This window comes from Tabrizicola sp., from assembly GCF_022842145.1.
Taxonomy (GTDB): Bacteria; Pseudomonadota; Alphaproteobacteria; order Rhodobacterales; family Rhodobacteraceae; genus Tabrizicola.
On sequence record NZ_JALHQD010000012.1, the window covers coordinates 118,241 to 137,456 of the forward strand.

The following is a 19,216-nucleotide window of genomic DNA, read 5'->3' on the forward strand; positions in this document are numbered from 1 at the left end:
ACGGCCCGTCCGACACCCTACGGGAGAGACTGGCCATGAAGCTTTATTCCTTCGGCGAGAGCGGCAACGCCTACAAATGCGCCCTGGCGCTGGAGATGGCCGACCTTGAGTGGGAGCCTGTCTTCGTCGACTTCTTCAAGGGCGAGGCGCGCAGCCCGGAGTTCAAGCAGATCAACGAAATGGGCGAAGTGCCGGTGCTGGTCGACGGCGACACCACGCTGACGCAGTCGGGGGTGATCCTGGACTACATCAGCTCGAAGACCGGGAAGCTGGGGGGCCGCTCGGCCGCCGAACGGCGCGAGGTGTTGCGCTGGCTTTTCTGGGACAACCACAAGCTTTCCACCGCCATCGGCACCACGCGGTTCCTGATGAACTTCCTGGCGCCCGAGAAACGCCCCGAGGCGGTGATCCCCTTCCTGCAAGGCCGCCTGAAGGCCGCCTACACCGTGCTGAACGACCACCTCGAAGGCCGCAACTGGGTCGCGGGAGAGGCCGTCACCATCGCGGACCTCTCCTGCTGCGGTTATCTTTACTACCCCGAGCCCTACGGCTTTGACCGCAAGGACTGGCCCAACATCGACCGCTGGCTGGATCGCATCAGCGCCCTGCCCGGCTGGAAACACCCCTACGACCTGCTGACGCGGGCCTTTCCCCAATGAAGGTGAGAGGGATCTTTCGCAACCTGGGCCGACGCATTCAACGACTCCACTATGGCGGAGACCTCGTTGCGAAGCACGAAATCAACCGACAAGTGACGATCTGCCACCTTACCAATCCCTTCAGAATCTACTTCGCCTTCAGGTCGGAGACATCAGGTTGCACCTTGTCTGCAAACGAAGCCAGCCAGGTAGCGCGTCTGTTGGAACGGATTGTTGAGACCGAACATCAAGGAGTAGCCCTATGACCGACGCCTTCATCTACGACGCCGTCCGCAGTCCGCGTGGCAAGGGACGGGCCGATGGTGCCCTGCACGAGCTGACCTCGGTCGCGCTGTCGGCCAAGGTGCTGAACGCGGTCAAGGATCGGAACGGGCTGGAAGGCCATGCGGTCGAGGATGTGATCTGGGGCAACGTCACCCAGGTCGGCGAACAGGGCGGGTGTCTGGCACGGTCGGCCGTTCTGGCCTCGGACCTGGACGAACGCATTCCGGGGCTGGCGATCAACCGCTTCTGCGCCAGCGGGATGGAGGCGGTGAACCTTGCCGCCAACCAGGTGAAGGGCGGCGCGGGTCACGCCTATATCGCGGGCGGGGTCGAGATGATGGGGCGGGTCGCCATGGGCTCGGACGGGGCGGCGATTGCCGTCGATCCGTCGCTGGCGATGAAGACCTACTTCGTCCCGCAGGGCATTTCGGCGGATATCATCGCCACCGAATACGGCTTTACCCGCGACATGGCCGATGCCCTGGCGATGGAATCCCAGCGCCGGGCGGCGCAGGCCTGGGCGGAAGGGCGGTTCGAGAAATCGGTGCTGGTCATCAAGGACCAAAACGGTCTGCCGATCCTTGCGACCGACGAATACATGCGCCCCGGCACCGACATGCAGACGCTGGGCGCGCTGCGGCCCGCTTTCAAGGAGATGGGCGAGGTGATGCCCGGCTTCGACAAGGTCGCGATGATGAAATATCCGCATCTCGAGCGGATCAACCACATCCACCACGCCGGAAACTCCAGCGGCATCGTGGACGGGGCCGCCGCCGTGCTGATCGGCAGTGCGGAATTCGGCAAGGCGCACGGGCTGAAACCCCGTGCCCGCATCCGGGCCACGGCCAAGATCGGCACTGATCCCACGATCATGCTGACCGGCCCGGTCCCGGCGACGCAGAAGATCCTGAAGGACTCGGGCCTGCAGATCGGCGACATCGATCTCTTCGAGGTGAACGAAGCCTTCGCCTCTGTCGTTCTGCGCTTTCAACAGGCCTTCGACGTCGACCCCGAACTGGTGAACGTCAACGGCGGATCGATCGCGATGGGTCACCCGCTTGGCGCGACCGGTGCGATCATCATTGGGACCCTGCTGGACGAGTTGGAGCGGCAGGACAAGGCAATGGGCCTTGCAACCCTTTGCATCGCCAGCGGGATGGGGGCTGCCACCATCATCGAGCGGGTCTGAAACCTGTGCGCGGGGCGTCTGGGCAATTTTTCGCGAGAAGAGCAGAAGTCGCGACCCATGTCGCCGACGGCACATTCTCTGTCGCAATCCTACGTCGCGCCATGGGTGATTCTCCCAAGATGGATCCTTCATCAATCAGATCTAAGGCGCGACTTTGCTATGCATTCCCAGGTAACATCCCATTTCCGCCGTCGGGGCGAACTGCTTCTGGCCGGTCGGATCGACGAATTGATCGGGTCGTATATCTTCCCGCTTCCCGTCTTTTTGCCCGAACAGCGGATGCTGCTGAATGGACCGGAGGAAGCGATCCTGGTCTTCGCGGTGTTGCGGCGGTCGCTTTTGCAAGAGGGCGTCGTGGCCCTGCAGCCGAAGATCCGGGCCGTCGAACTGCCGCGCGATGGCCGTTACCGGCTTTGGGTCGACTGGCAGGAACTGGTGATGCCCTCGGGCGAGATGCGCGTTTCCTCGGCGATCTACTACTGCCGCACGACCGCTCTTGGCCCGCGCGTCGAGATGGTCAACTATACGCGCCTGTCGATGCCCGAACTGCATCAGGAGTTCGAGGCTCTCGCACTGTCCGCCTGACTCCGGGCGTCTCCGGGTCGGGCCACAGCCCAACCGCAGGAGGACGCGAATGCCCGTGATTGACCTCGCCAAGGTGCCGGTGAAGACCGGATCGATCTACCCGGAACCCTATGCCAGCATGATGAGGGGTCGTTCCTCGCTTCGCCTTGGCGATGCGGGCGGACTGACCCAGTTCGGGGTGAACTTGGTCAGCTTGGAACCGGGCGCGCTGTCCTCCCTGCGGCATTGGCACCGTCACGAAGACGAGTTCGTCATGGTGACCGAGGGCGAATGCACTCTGGTCCAGGATGCGGGCGAAACGCTGATGAAGGCGGGCGATTGCGCGGCCTTTCCGGCGGGAGCCGCGGACGGGCACCAGTTCATCAACCGCTCGGACCGGGTGGCGCGATTCCTCGTCGTCGGTTCGAAGGCCCCGCGCGAGGTGGCGACCTATTCCGACGTCGACCTGATGGTCGAGATCGAGGCCGGGCGGGCCCGCTTTGCCTACAAGGATGGCTCGGACTGGGAGGGACCGCGATGAACCCGCTGGACATCTATCAGGGTGCCCTGAATGCCGGATCAAGCGCGGTGATCGCGGGGGATTTTGCCCGCCACGCGGCGACCTTCGACCTTCCCTATCTGGTCCACACCGCGACGGCGCATCTTCTGGTGTCGTCGGTCGCCGAGCTTCGGCCGACCTTCGATGCCCTGCGCGCGGGTCTCTTGTCGCGGGGCGTCACCCACTATGAACGCATCGCCCGGACGGCGGACTACGTCGACCGAAACCGGATCGAAGGCTCGCACCACACCCATATCCTTGCCGACGGTGAGCGGGTGGCCTACCCCTATCTGTCGCGCCACGTCCTCGTGCGGCGTGGCGAGTTGTGGCTGTTCTCCGAGGCGCATTACGAACAGGTCGAGGCGGGTCGCTGGCCGCTGAGCACGAACGACATCTTCGACCATGTGAAGTCGCTTGCCCCGAAGGTCAGCGGATGATCGTCGATCCCACCCGTACACCCCTTGGCGGGGAGGGTGGCCTGCACACCCTGCACCTGTCCGAGGCGGGCGGGCTGACCCAGTTCGGCGCCTATCTTGACACTCTGGCCCCCGGCGCCTGGTCAAGCCACCGGCACTGGCATTCCGCCGAGGACGAGTTTCTGTATCTGCTGTCGGGAACCGCCACTTTGCGCGACGACCACGGCCTGACCGACCTTTTCCCCGGCGATGCCTGCTGCTGGCCGCATGGTCAGCCCAACGGCCACCACCTGACCAACCGCGGCGACGTGCCTGCGCGCTGGCTGATCGTCGGCTCGCGCTGCCGGGGCGACATCTGCACCTATCCCGACGACGGCCGCCGCCAGATCAACGAGGACACCACCTGGCGGATCGAGGCGGCGGACGGCACCGTGCTGAAAGGCGGGAACCTCCCGGCAGAGCTTCTGAACCTTCGGGCGCCTTGGGGCCGGCCCTGGGATGGCACCAACCGTCCGAACGTGATCCGGGCAGGATCGGTCGCGGGCAACAGCGACCCGGGGTCTGCTGCTGGCCTTTTTGACGAGCTTGGCACCTACGTCGCCCAGCCGCTGTCCGACGCCGGCGGGCTGACCCAGTTCGGCGCCTTCACCGAAACGCTGATGCCGGGAGCGCGGTCCAGCCAGCGCCACTGGCATGCGGAGGAAGACGAGTTCCTTTACACCCTCGACGGCATCGTGACCCTGCATCAGGACGGGGGGCCCCAGGACCTGCCGCCTGGCACCTGCGTCTGCTGGCCCGCCGGCGTCGCCGACGGCCATTGCCTTGAAAATCGGACGCACTTGCCCGCGACCTACTTCGTCGTGGGCTCCCGCCTGCCCGAGGAAGAGGTCACCTATCCCGACATCGACCTGCATTACACGCGCCGCGACGGCCTGCGGATCCTGTCGCACAAGGATGGCACCGCCTACCCCGGCTGGCCGCGGAAGGTGACGTGATGCGACCGGTGCCGCGCAGCAACTTCTCATTCAAATCCGAAAATATTTTCGGAACCAGAACTTCCCGCCAGGGTTGTGCTTTGCGGGGTGTATTGCCGCCTTCGCAAAAGCGGCCTCTCCAGCCTTTGGGTGGTCCGCGCACCCAACGTGGAGGATACCCCTGGATGAGGGCAAACACGATCCTGCAGGCCTACCTGGACGATATGGGAAAGGCCGTGATGAATGAATGGTTCGAGGATTATGCCGCCCGCATTCAGTTACCTCTCAGCATCCAGACCTCGTCGGCCAAATTGAACGTGACGACGCTCGCCGATCTGGAAGATGGGTTTGACGATTTCGTCGACATGATCCGAAGCCAAGGCGTCACGCATATGGAGCGGACCGTCCAGGCGGTAACCTTCCAGGGCAATGAACATATTGTCGGCGTCTATGACACGCGGTTGATGGCCGGCGAAAAGCTGGCCCTTCCCATCTTCCATTCGAAGATGTGGATCGGCTGCTACGACGGCATCTGGAAGGCGATCCAGATCCACAACACCACCAACGAAGCGCGCTGGCCGATGCTGCTGACGCGGCTTTCCGATGATTACTGGTTGCCCGAGGAGCACTAACCAATGACCGACTTCACCATGACCACCGACGCCGACGGCGTCGCCACCATCACCTGGGACGTTTCATCGAAGTCGATGAACGTCATGTCGACCGAGGCCTTCATGGCCCTGAACGGTCTGATCGACCAGGCTTTGGCGGACGGGTCGGTGAAGGGGGTCATCATCACTTCCGGCAAGAAGGATTTCGCCGGGGGAATGGACCTGAACGTGATCGCGCAGATGCGGGCCGGGGGCGCGCAGGTGATCTTCGACGGGGTCATGCAGATGCACCACGTCCTGCGCAAGATCGAGCGTGCCGGGATGGACCCGAAGACCCTGAAGGGCGGCAAGCCCATCGTCGCGGCCCTGCCCGGCACGGCACTGGGGATCGGGCTGGAGTTGCCCTTGTCGTGCCACCGGATCATCGCCGCCGACAACCCCAAGGCGAAGATCGGCCTGCCCGAGATCATGGTCGGCATCTTCCCCGGTGCGGGCGGCACGACGCGGCTGGTCCGCAAGCTTGGCGCGATGGCGGCGGCTCCGTTCCTGCTGGAGGGCAAGCTGTCCGACCCCAAGTCGGCCAAATCGGCGGGGATCATCGACGAGGTCGTGGTCCCCGATGACCTTCTGAAGCGCGCGAAGGAATGGGTGCTTTCCGCCACCGACGCCGATCTGGTCAAAGCCTGGGACGCCAAGGGCTACAAGATGCCCGGCGGCGCGCCCTACCATCCGGCGGGGTTCATGACCTTTGTCGGGGCTTCCGCGATGGTCCACGGCAAGACGATGGGCGTCTATCCGGCCGCGAAGGCCTTGCTGGCGGCGGTTTATGAGGGCGCCCTGGTGCCCTTCGACACCGCACTGAAAATCGAGGCGCGGCACTTTACCAGCGTGCTGATGAACCCCTCGTCCACCGCGATGATCCGCAGTCTCTTCATCAACAAGGAGGCGCTGGAGAAAGGTGCCAACCGGCCGAAGGTCGAGGAGATGGCGGTCCGCAAGCTGGGTGTGATCGGCGCCGGGATGATGGGCGCGGGTATCGCCTATGTCGCTGCCAACGCCGGGATCGAGGTCGTGCTGATCGACGCGGCACAGGACGCCGCCGACCGGGGCAAGGCCCATGCCGAAGGCATCCTCGACAAGGGGATGAAACGCGGCAAGGTGACGGCCGAGAAGAAGGCCGATGTGCTCGGCCGGATCACCGCCACCACCGACTACGCCGCTTTGTCCGGTGTCGATCTGGTGGTCGAGGCGGTCTTCGAAAACCCGAAGATCAAGGCCGAGGTGACCGCCAAGGTCGAGGCCGCCGTCGGACCCGACTGCATCTATGCGACTAACACCTCGACCCTGCCGATCACCGGGCTTGCTGCGGCATCCGGTCGGCCCGAGCAGTTCATCGGCATCCACTTCTTCAGCCCGGTCGACAAGATGATGCTGGTCGAGATCATCCGCGGCAAGGCGACGGGTGACCGCGCGGTGGCAAAGGCGCTGGACTTCGTGCGCCAGATCCGCAAGACGCCCATCGTCGTCAACGACGCCCGCTTCTTCTATGCCAACCGCTGCATCATCCCCTACATCAACGAAGGCATCCGCATGGTCGCCGAAGGTGTGGAACCGGCGCTGGTGGAAAACGCCGCAAAGCTGGTCGGAATGCCTCTGGGACCGCTGCAGCTGGTGGACGAGACCTCGATCGACCTTGGCGTGAAGATCGCCAAGGCGACCAAGGCCGCGATGGGTTCGGACTATCCGGACGAAGCGGTGGACAAGGTCCTGTTCTGGATGGCCGATGAGGGGCGTCTGGGCAAGAAGGCCAACGCGGGCTTCTATGCCTATTCCGACAAGGGTGAGCGTCTGGGCCTGTGGGACGGGCTGGAGGCGAAGTATCCGCTGGACAAGGCGCAGCCATCGCTGACCGACGTGCAGCACCGCCTGCTGTTCGCTCAGGTCCTGGAAGCCGTCCGCGCGCTGGAGGAAGGCGTCCTGACCGACATCCGCGAAGGCGATGTCGGCGCGATCCTGGGCTGGGGCTTTGCGCCCTGGTCCGGTGGACCGTTCTCTTGGCTGGACATGATCGGCGCCCCGCGCGCGGTGGATATCTGTCGGGGACTGACGGCGCAGTTCGGGCCCAGGTTCCAGGCACCCGCACTCCTGCGCGAGATGGCCGAGAAGGGCCAGACCTTCTACGACCGGTTCGCGGGCGAAAAGGCTGCAGCCTGACGTGCAAGCGTAGGGTGGGCGATATCGCCCACCCTACCCCGGCGCTTAGGGGTTGACCTGGTTCGGCGGGGCCTTGCCCTCGGCCCAGGCGATCAGGTTTGCCACCGCCATCATCCCCATGTTCTCGCGCACTTCCAGGCAGGCCGTGCCCAGATGCGGCAAGAGGGTGACATTCTCCATCGCCATCAGGGCCGCCGGAACCTTCGGCTCGAACTCGTAGACATCCAGCCCAGCGCCGGCGATCCGGCCGGCTTGCAGGGTGTCGATCAGAGCCGTCTCGTCCACCACGTCGCCGCGGGAGATGTTCACGAAGATCCCGGTCTGCTTCATCATTGCCAACACCTGCGCATCGATCAGGTGATAGGTCGCCTTGCCACCCGGAACCGCCACCACGACGAAATCCGCCGCCATCGCCTCGGCCATCTCCACCTGCCGTGCGGGCATTCCGGGGTCCTCGACGCGGGAGCGGTTGTAGAACACCACCTCCATGTCGAAGCCGTAATGGCAGCGCTTGGCAATCGCCTTGCCGATCCGCCCGAAGCCGATGACTCCGAGACGTTTTCCGGTCACATGGGTGCCCAGCATCTGCACCGGACCCCAGCCCTCCCAGGCCCCGGCCCGCAGGATGCGCTCGCCTTCGCCAAGGCGGCGGGCGGTCATCAGGATGAGGGAAACCGCGATGTCCGCCGTCGCATCCGTCACCGCGCCCGGAGTGTTCGACACCGCGATCCCGGCGGCTTTTGCGGCCTCGGCGTCGATGTGGTTGTAGCCCACGCCAAAGTTGGCTAGGATCTTCGCGCGCGGGTTGGGAACATCGGCAAAGACATCGGGTTGGAAGCGGTCCCCCAAGGTCGGAAGCACGGCGTCATAGTCGCGCAAGGCCGCCCTAAGTTCGTCCGGGGACAGCACCTCGGTCCGATCCCGCAGGGTGACGTCAAAGCGGTCGCGGGCGCTGTCCAGCACGCGGTCGGGCAGGCGTCGAGTGATCAGAAGTTTCGGTTTCAAAACAGTTTTCCTCCCAAGGGAACCTCATGGCCCGGCCCGACCAGCACGACCGCGCCCGCTCCGTCCGGCAGGCCCAGGACCAGCACCTCGGACAGGACCGGCCCGATCTGGCGGGGCTGGAAGTTGACGACGGCCAGCACCTGCCGCCCGATCAGGTCTTCCAGCGTATAGTGCTTGGTGATCTGCGCCGATGATCGCTTCTCGCCAATCTCGGGCCCGAAATCGACCCACAGCTTGTAGGCCGGCTTCCGCGCCTCGGGGAAGGGTTCGGCCCGGGTGATCCGACCGACGCGGATGTCCACCATCTCGAAGTCGGCATAGGTGATGGTCATTTCCCCAGCTCCCGCCCCCGGTCGGCGGCGGCCTTCACGGCGCGCTTCAGCAGGGCGGGAAAGCCCGCGTCCGGGTCCATCAGGACGCCCAGGGCGGCGGCCGTCGTGCCGCCGGGAGAAGTGACGTTGATCCGCAATTGCGCCGCAGTATCAGAGCTTTGGAACGCCAGCTCCCCCGCCCCGCAGACCGTGGCGCGGGCAAGTTGCATGGCGACGTCGGCGGGCAGCCCTTCGGCTACACCTGCGGCTGCCATCGTTTCGATCAGGTGGAAGACGTAAGCGGGACCAGAGCCGGAGACGGCCGTCACGGCATCGATCTGGTCCTCCCCCGAAAGGTCCACCACCTGCCCCACAGCGGCCATCAGGTCCCGCGCCAAGGCAAAGTCCGTATCCGAGACATGGGCATTCCGGCACAGCGCGGTGATCCCCCGGCCCACCATCGCGGGCGTGTTCGGCATGGTGCGGACGATGGGGGTGCGGGTGCCAAGCACATCCTCGAAGGTCGCGATCTTGGTGCCCGCCGCGATCGACACGAAGAGCGTCGCGCCATTGCCCAAGGCCTGCAAGGACGGCAAAGCCGCGCCCATCATCTGCGGTTTCACGGCCAGCAGAGCCACGGCTGGAGCCTTGGGAATCCCCTGGTTCAGATGAACCCCACTTTCCTGCAGCCAGTCCGTCGGATTGGGCTCGATCACCCAAACCGAACCCGGCGGAACCCCGGCGGCCAGCCAGCCGGTCAAGAGCGCCGTCCCCATCTTGCCGCAGCCAAGCAGCACCAGCCCATCCCGGGCCACACGATCCAAGCTCATGGAACTCCCCTTCAAAACGGGGGAAGGTTAGGCGCGCCCGTAGGCCTCGGCAATGGCGACTTTCATCGCCTGTGCCGGGGTCTGGTCGCCCCACATCGCCATCTGGAACGCCGGGTAGAAGCGTTCGGAGGCCGTGACCGAGGCGGCGATCAGCCGGTCGATCTGTTCCGGCCCTGCGACCTGCCCACCCGACAGGACCAGACCATAGCGCCAGACCATCAGCTTCTGCTCGGCCCACCAGGTGAACGCACCGGTCCAGACCATGTCGTTGCAGCGGTTCAGCACGTCGTAGAGCGCGTGAATCTTGTCTTCGGGCGGCTCCATCTCGAAGGTGCAGATGAGCCGCAGGGTTTCGTCCTGCTCGCACCAGGCGAGGGTCAGCGAGTAGGTCCGCCATTGACCCTCGACCGCCATCGCGATCTGGTCGTCGGTCACGCGGTCGAATTCCCAGGCGTGGTGTTCAGCCAGGCTTTCGACGATGTCGATGGGATGGAGATCCTCCATCGACGCGTAATCTTCGGAAAGCGACATTACCCGGCCTCATTATGAAGCTTCAGGCGGGCCACGACCCACAAGAAGCTGGGTGTCTGGCAAGGGTCTGCGTTTGCCCGACGCTTCCCTTACTAGATATGGTGTGGCCAAAGCGGAAGCCTGTAAAGTGAATTCTTGCTAAATAAGCTGTGGAAAAGCCAAATTCGGTGTGGCTCGCCACATGAAATGGCAGGGTTTGACACTGGATATGGCAGCAGAACGGTTTTGGAGATCTGAGGCGGGGTGGGCTCTTTAAGCCTGCATTTCACCCGACGTTAAACGGACCCTCCAAGGTCACCTCCAACCCCAGCATTACGCCTGGCTAGGCGCATTTCGGCTGGAGCAACACGGCGAGCAAGTTCGCGCCGAAGTGTCCTCTCGGACGCAAGCCGGAGCCAACCTTTCTGTTTTGCCTCGGCGGCCGTCCTTCGGTAGCTCTCCGCGATTTCGATCCCATGCCGACACATGTGGATGAAAGCGTCCAGCGCCTCAGGATGACACGCGGCTTGAATACCTAATCGGTCGAGGCGAGGCTTCCGGACCAGGGCTGACGGCCATTGCTCTTGAGGAATGAAGTTCGTGATCTTCCGATAGCAAAAAAGCGAGCGCGGGCTTATCCCACTCGTCTCCGACACGCGCCGAACGGCCTCGGTGGTCTTCAGTCCTCCAGCGATTAGCATGTCGACTTCGTTAAGCGCAGCAACTTTCGCTTCAACGGTCTCGTATGGTTTGGATGCCATCGTGGGGGTCCTTTGGCAGCGAGTAGCATGGCAAGGTTATCGGGGATGACCAGGTGAGGCTACCCCCCAACCCATGCCTTCAAACCACCCAGTTCGATTCCCGCTGACTTTGCCCCCGCCCTCGAGGGTGCGGGTGCGGCCTAAGGCTTCTTGGTCGGCGGGGGTCGGGTGTAATCGGACCCCGTTTTGAAGGGGTGCTTCAACACCCCTTCGAACACCCGGTAGGGCGTCAGAAGTTGTCGCCGATCCGGCCTTTGCCATAGCCGTCCGACGGGACCGTTTCGGGCAGGTTGCCCGGCCAATTGACGTGAAACAGGAAGAGGAAGACGTCGCGTTTCATCGAAGTGTCGAGGGCGGTCCAGGGATAGAAGGCCACCCCGTCAGCGGGGGTGTAAGTGACCATCTGATCGTTCACCAGGTAGGTCCCGTTCGCGATCACGGCGGGCTGGTCATCGACGAAGACGGCGTCAGTTGCCGGGTCTCGGGCGGAGAAGGTCACACCCAGGGCATCGGTCAACGGGAAGGGAAACTTGTAGGCCAGGTATGGCTTCCGGTCTCCGACCCGGATCGTGAAGAGTTCGCTCATTGGTCCAGCTCCGTAATGCGGCCATGACGGGTCGGGTTTAGGATCACCCCCTCGCGCTTGGCCTGGTTCAGTATCTCCCCCCTGCGGGGGGCGGTATTCAACACTTTGCCCTGGCGCACGGCAGCGTTGAGGATGCTACCCCGGCGAGGGTCGAAGGATGCGAAGGCAAGCCGTCCCGTCGAATAGTCCTGGGCCGATACCAGGATCCCCAGGCCGGCGGCGATGGCCATGCTCGAAGCGCTGCCGGCCCCGCTGCGGATCATCGCAGGCGGAGCGGCGGCCCGCGTCAGTGAGATGGCGACACCAGGTGCAGACCTGATGAGGGCGGCAGCTGCTGCTACGCTGGACGACCCGATGCTGACGCCCTGGCTGCCGAGAATGATCGCGGCCGTCGCCCGGGCCACGGCATAGCCGACAACACTACCCGGTGCCGAGCGGATCAAGGCGGGTGGGGCCTGCACGGACGCCGCACCAACGGCTGTGCCCGGGGCTGAACGGACGCTTGCGGGCGGCGCGGCGGCAAAGGACCCACCGATGGCGACGGCCACGCTGATCAGGTAGCTCAGCGCCGTCAGCTGCGCCTCGGCAGTCGCCGTCCCTACCGATGTGCCCACCGACGACCGGATCGCGGCAGCCAGGGCAGCAGCAACCGATGCACCGACGGTCGTCCCCGGAGAAGTCCGGATCGCGGCCGGCTGCGCTTCGGCGACCGAGGCGCCTGCGGTTGCCCCTTCGGATGTGCGGATCGCAGCGGCCTCGGCAGCGGCACCCGACACGCCAGTGGCGGCCCCTTGAGACGTCCGAACTAATGCCGGTGGGGCAGTTGCAAGCCCGGCGCCCATAGCGACCCCGGACGAGGTTAGAAGAAGCCCCCCCAAGGCCGATGCAGCACCCAGACCGACACCGCTGGCCACTGACCCCCGGATCGCGGCCGAGGGGGCGGCGGCGGCAGATCCGGCAAGTGACGAGGCCGCGCCACTACGAATGGCAGCTGCGAAGGCCTGGGCAGAACTGCCGCCAATCGACACGCCGGGCGAATCCAGGATCGTGCCGCCGGTGCCTGCAGCGTAGGGCACGAAGATGATGACGCAACCGATACCGCCGTCTTCTCCGACCCGCTCCGTGCCGAAGTTCCAGTAGACGCCGCCACCACCGCCACCAGTGCCAGGGGTTCCGGGGGTTCCCGGGACGTTCAGCCCACCCGTGCCGCCACCGTCAACGCCTGCACCGCGCGCACCCGCGCCGCCGCCGCCATAGCGCCGAGAGGTGCCGGAGATCGCCGTCTCAAAGCCGGGCCCACCGTTGCCGTTATCGGGCGACCCGCCCCCCAGACCATCGCCGCGAGAACCAGCGCCACCGCCGGAGCGTGTCGGGTCACTGGTTCCCGCGCCGCCGTCATTTCCAGTCGCCCCAGTACCGCCAGCGCCGCTGTTGCCCGCGCCGCCGCCGCCGTTCCCGCCGTTCCCACCCGATGTCTGGACGTTTGCAGACCCACCACCGCCGCCGCCCTCTGCATCGGGCGTTGGGGCGTTGGTTCCGGCGATGCCAGCGTTCCCGCCCTTGGCTCCGCGCAGACCGGCTTCCGTTCCCGCTCCCGTGCCGCCGGGGCCAACTGTGACCGCGTAGCTTGCCGCAAGCGCGATGAAATAGTCGGTGACGGTTCCGCCCAGGCTTTGACCGCCTGCACCGCCGCCCGAGGCGGGGTTGCCGTATCCGGTTCCGCCTGCCTGACCGCCGCTCGCTTGCCGGAAGTGATAGACGCGGACGCCCGCGACCGGGACGAAGGAGCCGGTGCCCCGCCACTCGAAGGACTGGCCCTCCTGGCCGTCCCAGATGACACCCTCCGTGATGATCGGAGATCCGGTGTAGCTGGTGATCTGGCTGGACGTTCCCCCGCTGGCGGTGTCGAAGATTGCCGGGCTGAAGATTGTGGGGGAAAAGATCGGCATCGGTCAGATCAGCCGAGGGCGTCGAGATCGGCGGACAGGCTGTTCAGGAGTTCCGCCACGTCTTGGGGCGTGGCAGCGTTCGTCAGGGCCTTGCGCGCGCCCATCCTCAGGTTCTCGGTAGCGGCCCCCAGGCCACGAAACTGGGCACCCTTCTGCAGCCAAATCAGCGCCAGCTCGCGCGCGGTGGCGGCTGTGATCCCGACCTCAGCCGCAAGGTAAGGAAAGTCCTCCAGGCTGTCTGGTTCGGGCATGGTGGCGACGTAGGTCCGCGCCTCGGCCTCTTTCGCCAGATAGATCGCCTCTTGCCCCGGCAGCTGCGTCACGAAGCGTAACCGGGCGGCGGTGACCAGGTCGTCGATCACCTGGGCGGCGTTCAGCCGGGCACCCTGCAGCTCGGCCGCGGCCTGCGCTGCAAGTTCATCGTCGCCCGGCGGCGGCGCTGCCGGGCGCAGAACCCATTCACCGCTGGGCAGGCGCATGTGGGCCGCAAGGAAGACGATATCGAACTCGATTTCTTCCTCGCCCACCAAACGGGTCTCGGGCAGCTCCTCGCTGCCGCCGCGCGGCTCGAACCCGATCCAGCCGGGGATGCCATCGGGGGTGAAGACGACGTGAAAACTCATGTCAGTTGTCCGTCTCGATGTAGAAGCCGGAGTTCACTATGCCGATGGTCGACGACGTGCCGCCGACGCTGACATAGCTGTCCAGGTTCAGAAGGGTGGTGGTGGCAGGCAGGTCGGTCGTCACGACGCCCGAGGCCGTATCGCCGGTGATCAGATTGGTGATCAGGTAGGACAGCGACTGCGTCGTGCCGGGCGGGGCGAAGAGGATGATCTCGTACATCGTCGCGTCGTTGACGGTGGGCTTAGGAAAACTTGCCCCCAGCGGGATCTTCGTCGCCGCCCCAGTCCCGTCATTATGCATGAACTGGATCTGGGTGTCGGCCGCGTCGTAGCCCATGCCGCAGATGTTCAGCAGCGTCGAAGGGTTGACGTCCGTCGGTGCCGCCGCAGCCCCGCGCAGGCCGCAGAAGGCCCGGTGGGTCGCGACCGTCGCCCCCCGACCGACGCCCCAGCGCCAGACCAGGAAGAAGCCGCCCCGCCCCGCGGCCGTCCCGCCCAGGCCGAACATCTGCGCCGACCCACGAATGCCTACGACCGCCGTCGCCGCGGCAGTGGTGACGGCCCACTCTCGCCGCCGGAAATAGCCCAGGGTGCTGGTCGTGACGACGGTGGTGGTCTGCGCCGTGCCAAGGGCAGTGACGGGAAGCCCGAACTGTGTATCGACCCCGCCGTTGCCAGCCACGTTGAACATCGCCACCTTGTTGCGGCCCAGGAAGGGTTGCAGCGACGTGTCGATGCCCGACGGCCCCCGGATGGCCGGAAGGATTCGGCCACCCAGGTTGCGCCCAAACATCCTGACGACGTTCGCAGCCGGGACGGCCGGCGTGGCGATGGCCGGGAAGTCGAGGAAGTCGTCAATCACATGCTCTGCGTTCCAGTCGACCTCGTCCACCGGAAGGGCAGGGTCACTGGGACCGGTGATGACAAGGGCGTGGCGCATGCCCATAAGGTCAGTCCTCCACGATGGTCGTGGTGGTCGGGATGCGGGGAATGTCGCCGACGGTCATGACCTTCGGGGTCAGCCGCGCTGCGCGACCCTTGCCTGGCCCGGTGATGTCGACGACGGCCCCGCCCGAGGTGAGCGACAGCGTGATGTCGTTGCCCGACACCGACCGCACGAAATAGACTGTCCCCTCGGTGACGCCGGCCGGCAGCGTGTCTCCGGGTGCGGGGAAGAAGGCGATGTTGTCATTCACCGCCACACCCGTCAGGCCGGGGATGGTGATGACATCGGTCGCCAGCGCAGTGAAGCCACCCAGGTTTGCGCCGATCACACCCTTGTACAGGATCTTGCCGGCGCCCGAGGCTGCGGTTCCGAGAGCCCAGTACATGTAGGTCGACGGCAGGGCGGTACAGGGCCCGAAGTCCACGTTCGCAGCCGGGCTGACCGAGTTGCCGGTCACCACGAACCCGGCCCCGCTGCGCGCGACACCCACGCGGGCGTACCCGGTGTAGGCGATCTCGCTCGTGGTCTGATCGCCGCCTTCACCAGGGTCGGCCGAGTGCAGCGATAAGAAAAGCTGGCCCGGCGCGACAGACCCCCGGACGCCACCGGCGTCGCCGATGTTCGCGATGTTGACGTTGTTGAAGAGCAAGAGAAGGAGGTCGTTTTCGAAGACGTTCGACTTTGAGGACATGGTCGGTTTTCCTTGGGTCAGAGAGGAAGGCGGCTCAGCGCCTCGGTGAAGTCACGTTCTATGGCTTCCAAGGCATCGAAACTCGAAGCCGAGGCGATGGCGATCAGGGCTTGCATGCGCAGGCGTTCGGTGGCGGCACCCACACGCTTGAATTGGTCGGAGCGGTTCAGCCAAAGCTGTGCCAGCGTCCAGGCCGTGGGGGCGGTGACGCCAAGTTCGTTCTCCAGCAGGGGATAGTTGGTCAGGCTTGCCGGTTCGCCCCGGCCCCGCGCCTCTGCTACGTAGGCTACGGCCTCGGCCCGCTTTTCCAGGTACAGGGCGTCCTGGCCAGGGATGTCGGTGTAAATTCGCAGGCGCAACTCGCCCGCAAGCCCGTTGATCCGGAGCGAGGCATCGGTCCGCGCGCGGGCCAGGGCAAAGGCGCGAAGCTCCGCCAGCTCCTGCGGGGTCGGGACCGAAGGTGGCGGAAGATCGTCGCGCTCGACCCATGTCCCATCCTGAAACCGCAAGCGCGGCAGGTCGGTGGTGGTGAAGGCGGAGTCCAGCGGAACTGCGCCCTCGGGCAGTTCGCGCCGGATACCGCCGCCTGTCGGGATGCCCTTCTCGTCGATGTAGGCAAAGGCGATCATTTCGTCACCCGCGCCAGCGTCAGATAGATGTTCCGCAGCCAAACCGTCCCATCGCCCGAATTGCCGGGACGCACGTACACGACCAGCCGGTATTCGAAATCGTCGTAGGCTCCGGTGATCCCTCCGGCGTCGGTGTATTGCTCCCAAGGCGAGGCGAAGCCGATCGTAAAGCTTTCGACCACCGTCCACGCGGTGAAGGACGGCTCGCCGATCCGGCGATACCGTCTTTCAAGCCCGATCGCTCCATTGACGCCCAAGGTGCCGCTGCCCGGGCCGAAAGCATCGAATGACAAACCGCGGCGCCAGATATGGCCCGGATTGACAGCACCCATGTCCACGGTGGCCATAACGGTGCCGTTGGGTGTGCTGCCCCGAGTAAAGGGCCCCAGGACGATTGTTTGAAACTGCTCGGACACCGCGCCATCGGCAATGTCGGGCGCCGTGATCAGGGTGGTGGGCGTGGTGGCTGCGATCCATGTTGTCCATGCGCTGGCGCGCTCCACGACGGGCCGGGCCCGTACCTCGTAGGCGGTGGAGGCAAGGATGCCTTCGCTTACCAGAAGCGCCCCGGCCGCGACGTCCTGGGTCGATCCGCGCGCGACGATCACCAAGGTTGCAGCGATCCGGACCTCCCACATGATCCCACTGACGTCGGCCAGGTCAGGCTCCCAAGTCAGGGACAGCGCGGGGCGGCGATTGGCCCCCGTGGCATCCGGGATCGACGCGCCGCTGACCGCAAAGCTTGGCACCACCTGTGCCGCCGGGATCACCGGCAGGATCGAGATCGCGGTCGGCGGCGGCAATCCTGGATAGCTGTAGTCTGCAGCATCCCGTTCCTTCAGCATGACGCGCTGCAGACCGGTCAGCACGTCCTCGGCCACTTGGTCGACCTCGAAGACCTTGGCGCTGTAGCCGTTCCAGCTCGAGGTCCAGCCGGTGGCGTCCAGCGGCTCCAGGATGGCGGCATCGGGCGGCAGGGTGTGTTCGTGGCGGCGGAAGCGGCGCTCTTCCTCGACATAGGAAAACTGCAGTCGGCGGACCTGGGCAGGGTATGGGCAGGCGACCAGGTTCAGGTCGGCCGTCAGCCGGAAGTTCCGGTCGGCCGCCTCGTGGGTCAGGTTGTAGTAGGGTGTGGCCTCACTCGATTCCCAGGCCTTTTCGGGGTCGGGATAGGTGGCATGCGCCCCGTTGTAGGACCCGGCCATGTTCGGGAAGGGCTGGAAATCCTGCGGGCTGGAACTGACCACATCAGCGTCGGTGAAGAGGTAGACCGGGGTGCCGGGCGCGCCGACGCGGCTCTTCCACAACCCGCCGATCTCGGCGATGTTGCCCGCGCAGGCCTTGAGAAGCTCGCCGATCACGTCGGCAGGCTCCTCATCAACCGATACTTCCAAGCCTGCGCGGAACTGCGGCTCGGTACCGGAACCGTTGGTGACCAGGAGGTCGCATTCGTTCATCGCGGCGAACCAGCTGGCCAAGGGGATATCTTCGGCCGGGAAGCCACCGCCGTAGACGGATCCGTCGTCCAGGCTGATCCCGCGCAGGACGTTGTAGACGCCGACCTGCGGATTGACCGACGGCTCCCAGGTGGCCTTGTTGTTCCAGCGATGGGCACCGGAACCGCCCACGGTCGTGTCCTTACGGGGATCGTAAAGCGGGATCCCGTTCATCTCGAAGCGGACGCGTGGCAGGCCCGGAAAGCGCTCGCGGTTGTACCGGAAGGTGCAGATGGCATAGACCAGCCCGCGCCCGATCATGTCGGCCGCCCAGGACCGTTCTGGGTAGATATTGTAGCGCGACATCAGCATCGGGTCGACGACGGTCTGGCTGCCATCGTAGACCTTGATCCAGGCGAGGCCATTCAGATCGCCGATGACGGGCAGGCCGTAGTCGGGGTGCGGGCTGCCTCCAAGGGTCACGTACTGGCCGTTGATCATGTAGCGCGACAGGGTCGCCCCGGGGACATCGGACAGGATGATGACATAGGTAAGGAATGCGTTTGGCGTCTTGCCGACAGTACCGTGGCTCATGGGCGGGCAGGCATGGGTTCCGCCGGTGGAGTATTTCAGAAGGGGGAAGGCTAGCGGGTTCGTGCCGCCGGTCTGGGTGACCTTGGTCTTGATCCCAGGCTCGCGTGGCTTGGGCATCAACGCCCGTTGCAGAGCGGACAGAGCGACCGCAAGCAACAGCCGCCCGACAATGGTCGAGGTGAAGAAGCCGCCAGCTGCAAAGGCGGCGCCGACGGTCGAGGCGAAGGCACCGATGGCGGCAAAGACCGGCGCGGCCTCGGCCGGGGTCGCCAGCGCCAGGCTCAGCCACAGAAGGACGGACAGCACTTTCATACCGGCACCGTCCAGGCGCGCAGCGCAGCTTCGCGAGGCAGATGGCCCATGCCCTGCGGGGCCAGGCAAGCAATGGTTTCGCCCACGATGATGCCCAGGGCAGGGCCGTCCGGGGCATCGACCAGGGCGACGTCGCCCACCTGGGCGAAGGCCGGGGCCACCTCCTGAAACAGGCGCTCGACAAGTTCGACGTGATCATTGAACCCGGCCTTCATCAGCCGCTTCAACCCGCCTTCAAGGGTCGTGTAAGTGCCGCGCCAGGCCGCCGCCGGATCGACGCTGGTCATCGCGCGCACCGCCCCGGCCGAGAAGAGCGCGCAGTCGTTTGAGCCGTACCGGAACCCCTGAGCTGCGGTCTCGGCAAGATAGGCAGTCAGGCGCGGACGCCAGTCAGGAAGGCGCGGCGGGATCATCCGCGGATCTCCGTCTGGATGCCGACGCGACCGCCTGGCGGACGGTTCTCGCCCCAATACACATCGACCTCGCCCGAGACATCGACGTAGCGCAGGAAGCGGTCTCCGGATCGGCGCTGCTGGGTTGCGTCGGATCGTTTCAGGGGCAGCGTCCGGGTCAGGTAGCGCGC

The 19,216-nt window shown here is 65.3% G+C and carries 21 protein-coding genes; 8 read left to right on the forward strand and 13 right to left on the reverse strand.

Annotated elements, in window-relative coordinates; genetic code table 11:
* Positions 1-29: 29 nt before the first annotated feature.
* The 8 genes from Q0C42_RS21055 to Q0C42_RS21090 all read left to right on the forward strand — a co-directional run bounded on the left by Q0C42_RS21055 (position 30) and on the right by Q0C42_RS21090 (position 7,450).
* Positions 30-659, forward strand: coding sequence for a glutathione S-transferase family protein (locus Q0C42_RS21055; RefSeq protein WP_295080927.1), 630 nt, complete (start codon positions 30-32; stop codon positions 657-659).
* Positions 660-900: 241 nt separating this feature from the next.
* Complete coding sequence (locus Q0C42_RS21060) at positions 901-2,112, forward strand: acetyl-CoA C-acetyltransferase (RefSeq protein WP_295080864.1); 1,212 nt, start codon at positions 901-903, stop codon at positions 2,110-2,112.
* Between the two features lie 159 nt (positions 2,113-2,271).
* Positions 2,272-2,697 (forward strand): hypothetical protein, encoded by a 426-nt coding sequence (locus Q0C42_RS21065; RefSeq protein ID WP_295080867.1) that lies wholly within the window; start codon positions 2,272-2,274, stop codon positions 2,695-2,697.
* A 49-nt stretch (positions 2,698-2,746) separates the two neighbouring features.
* Positions 2,747-3,217 carry a cupin domain-containing protein gene (locus Q0C42_RS21070; protein WP_295080869.1) on the forward strand — a complete coding sequence of 157 codons (471 nt, stop codon included), beginning with the start codon at positions 2,747-2,749 and terminating at the stop codon, positions 3,215-3,217.
* The gene (locus tag Q0C42_RS21075; protein ID WP_295080872.1) at positions 3,214-3,672 is read left to right on the forward strand and encodes a hypothetical protein; all 459 of its coding nucleotides are present in this window, start codon (positions 3,214-3,216) and stop codon (positions 3,670-3,672) included. Before Q0C42_RS21070 ends, Q0C42_RS21075 begins: the two co-directional genes overlap by 4 nt.
* Positions 3,669-4,646 (forward strand): cupin domain-containing protein, encoded by a 978-nt coding sequence (locus tag Q0C42_RS21080; RefSeq protein WP_295080875.1) that lies wholly within the window; start codon positions 3,669-3,671, stop codon positions 4,644-4,646. Before Q0C42_RS21075 ends, Q0C42_RS21080 begins: the two co-directional genes overlap by 4 nt.
* A gap of 164 nt (positions 4,647-4,810) precedes the next feature.
* Positions 4,811-5,257: a hypothetical protein gene (locus Q0C42_RS21085; protein ID WP_295080877.1), complete on the forward strand. Its 447-nt coding sequence runs from the start codon at positions 4,811-4,813 to the stop codon at positions 5,255-5,257.
* A 3-nt stretch (positions 5,258-5,260) separates the two neighbouring features.
* Complete coding sequence (locus Q0C42_RS21090; RefSeq protein WP_295080880.1) at positions 5,261-7,450, forward strand: FAD-dependent oxidoreductase; 2,190 nt, start codon at positions 5,261-5,263, stop codon at positions 7,448-7,450.
* Between the two features lie 45 nt (positions 7,451-7,495).
* On the opposite strand, the gene Q0C42_RS21095 is transcribed toward Q0C42_RS21090, so the two are convergent.
* From Q0C42_RS21095 to Q0C42_RS21150, 13 genes are all read right to left on the reverse strand, one after another.
* Complete coding sequence (locus tag Q0C42_RS21095; protein WP_295080883.1) at positions 7,496-8,455, reverse strand: D-glycerate dehydrogenase; 960 nt, start codon at positions 8,453-8,455, stop codon at positions 7,496-7,498.
* Positions 8,452-8,787, reverse strand: a complete 336-nt coding sequence (locus Q0C42_RS21100; RefSeq protein WP_295080886.1) for a tRNA-binding protein — start codon at positions 8,785-8,787, stop codon at positions 8,452-8,454. The genes Q0C42_RS21095 and Q0C42_RS21100 overlap by 4 nt, the downstream gene beginning before the upstream one ends.
* Positions 8,784-9,596 carry a pyrroline-5-carboxylate reductase gene (gene proC / locus Q0C42_RS21105; protein ID WP_295080888.1) on the reverse strand — a complete coding sequence of 271 codons (813 nt, stop codon included), beginning with the start codon at positions 9,594-9,596 and terminating at the stop codon, positions 8,784-8,786. The genes Q0C42_RS21100 and proC overlap by 4 nt, the downstream gene beginning before the upstream one ends.
* A gap of 27 nt (positions 9,597-9,623) precedes the next feature.
* The gene (locus Q0C42_RS21110; protein ID WP_295080891.1) at positions 9,624-10,127 is read right to left on the reverse strand and encodes a YbjN domain-containing protein; all 504 of its coding nucleotides are present in this window, start codon (positions 10,125-10,127) and stop codon (positions 9,624-9,626) included.
* 275 nt (positions 10,128-10,402) lie between these two features.
* Entirely contained in the window at positions 10,403-10,867 is a 465-nt protein-coding gene (locus Q0C42_RS21675) for a DNA-binding domain-containing protein (RefSeq protein WP_367115755.1), read from the reverse strand.
* A gap of 229 nt (positions 10,868-11,096) precedes the next feature.
* Positions 11,097-11,453 (reverse strand): hypothetical protein, encoded by a 357-nt coding sequence (locus Q0C42_RS21115; RefSeq protein WP_295080893.1) that lies wholly within the window; start codon positions 11,451-11,453, stop codon positions 11,097-11,099.
* A complete protein-coding gene (locus Q0C42_RS21120; protein WP_295080896.1) occupies positions 11,450-13,402 on the reverse strand; it encodes a glycine-rich domain-containing protein in 1,953 nt (650 codons plus the stop codon). The genes Q0C42_RS21115 and Q0C42_RS21120 overlap by 4 nt, the downstream gene beginning before the upstream one ends.
* Positions 13,403-13,410: 8 nt before the next feature.
* A complete protein-coding gene (locus Q0C42_RS21125; protein ID WP_295080899.1) occupies positions 13,411-14,025 on the reverse strand; it encodes a hypothetical protein in 615 nt (204 codons plus the stop codon).
* Between the two features lies 1 nt (position 14,026).
* Positions 14,027-14,965, reverse strand: a complete 939-nt coding sequence (locus Q0C42_RS21130; RefSeq protein ID WP_295080902.1) for a hypothetical protein — start codon at positions 14,963-14,965, stop codon at positions 14,027-14,029.
* A 10-nt stretch (positions 14,966-14,975) separates the two neighbouring features.
* Positions 14,976-15,662, reverse strand: coding sequence for a hypothetical protein (locus Q0C42_RS21135; protein WP_295080905.1), 687 nt, complete (start codon positions 15,660-15,662; stop codon positions 14,976-14,978).
* Positions 15,663-15,679: 17 nt separating this feature from the next.
* Positions 15,680-16,291 carry a hypothetical protein gene (locus Q0C42_RS21140; RefSeq protein ID WP_295080907.1) on the reverse strand — a complete coding sequence of 204 codons (612 nt, stop codon included), beginning with the start codon at positions 16,289-16,291 and terminating at the stop codon, positions 15,680-15,682.
* A complete protein-coding gene (locus tag Q0C42_RS21145) occupies positions 16,288-18,633 on the reverse strand; it encodes a phage tail protein (RefSeq protein WP_295080909.1) in 2,346 nt (781 codons plus the stop codon). The genes Q0C42_RS21140 and Q0C42_RS21145 overlap by 4 nt, the downstream gene beginning before the upstream one ends.
* Positions 18,630-19,046, reverse strand: coding sequence for a hypothetical protein (locus Q0C42_RS21150; protein ID WP_295080912.1), 417 nt, complete (start codon positions 19,044-19,046; stop codon positions 18,630-18,632). The genes Q0C42_RS21145 and Q0C42_RS21150 overlap by 4 nt, the downstream gene beginning before the upstream one ends.
* Positions 19,047-19,216 lie beyond the last annotated feature (170 nt).

Bases quoted from the DNA above. Each gene is read 5' to 3' on its own strand.
- proC (WP_295080888.1), bottom strand. From the start codon at position 9,596: ATGAGCTTGGATCGTGTGGCCCGGGATGGGCTGGTGCTGCTTGGCTGC.
- Q0C42_RS21070 (WP_295080869.1), top strand. From the start codon at position 2,747: ATGCCCGTGATTGACCTCGCCAAGGTGCCGGTGAAGACCGGATCGATC.
- Q0C42_RS21115 (WP_295080893.1), bottom strand. From the start codon at position 11,453: ATGAGCGAACTCTTCACGATCCGGGTCGGAGACCGGAAGCCATACCTG.
- Q0C42_RS21140 (WP_295080907.1), bottom strand. From the start codon at position 16,291: ATGATCGCCTTTGCCTACATCGACGAGAAGGGCATCCCGACAGGCGGC.
- Q0C42_RS21110 (WP_295080891.1), bottom strand. From the start codon at position 10,127: ATGTCGCTTTCCGAAGATTACGCGTCGATGGAGGATCTCCATCCCATC.
- Q0C42_RS21130 (WP_295080902.1), bottom strand. From the start codon at position 14,965: ATGCGCCACGCCCTTGTCATCACCGGTCCCAGTGACCCTGCCCTTCCG.
- Q0C42_RS21080 (WP_295080875.1), top strand. From the start codon at position 3,669: ATGATCGTCGATCCCACCCGTACACCCCTTGGCGGGGAGGGTGGCCTG.
- Q0C42_RS21060 (WP_295080864.1), top strand. From the start codon at position 901: ATGACCGACGCCTTCATCTACGACGCCGTCCGCAGTCCGCGTGGCAAG.
- Q0C42_RS21065 (WP_295080867.1), top strand. From the start codon at position 2,272: ATGCATTCCCAGGTAACATCCCATTTCCGCCGTCGGGGCGAACTGCTT.
- Q0C42_RS21120 (WP_295080896.1), bottom strand. From the start codon at position 13,402: ATGCCGATCTTTTCCCCCACAATCTTCAGCCCGGCAATCTTCGACACC.
- Q0C42_RS21135 (WP_295080905.1), bottom strand. From the start codon at position 15,662: ATGTCCTCAAAGTCGAACGTCTTCGAAAACGACCTCCTTCTCTTGCTC.
- Q0C42_RS21085 (WP_295080877.1), top strand. From the start codon at position 4,811: ATGAGGGCAAACACGATCCTGCAGGCCTACCTGGACGATATGGGAAAG.
- Q0C42_RS21100 (WP_295080886.1), bottom strand. From the start codon at position 8,787: ATGACCATCACCTATGCCGACTTCGAGATGGTGGACATCCGCGTCGGT.
- Q0C42_RS21150 (WP_295080912.1), bottom strand. From the start codon at position 19,046: ATGATCCCGCCGCGCCTTCCTGACTGGCGTCCGCGCCTGACTGCCTAT.
- Q0C42_RS21145 (WP_295080909.1), bottom strand. From the start codon at position 18,633: ATGAAAGTGCTGTCCGTCCTTCTGTGGCTGAGCCTGGCGCTGGCGACC.
- Q0C42_RS21125 (WP_295080899.1), bottom strand. From the start codon at position 14,025: ATGAGTTTTCACGTCGTCTTCACCCCCGATGGCATCCCCGGCTGGATC.
- Q0C42_RS21090 (WP_295080880.1), top strand. From the start codon at position 5,261: ATGACCGACTTCACCATGACCACCGACGCCGACGGCGTCGCCACCATC.
- Q0C42_RS21675 (WP_367115755.1), bottom strand. From the start codon at position 10,867: ATGGCATCCAAACCATACGAGACCGTTGAAGCGAAAGTTGCTGCGCTT.
- Q0C42_RS21075 (WP_295080872.1), top strand. From the start codon at position 3,214: ATGAACCCGCTGGACATCTATCAGGGTGCCCTGAATGCCGGATCAAGC.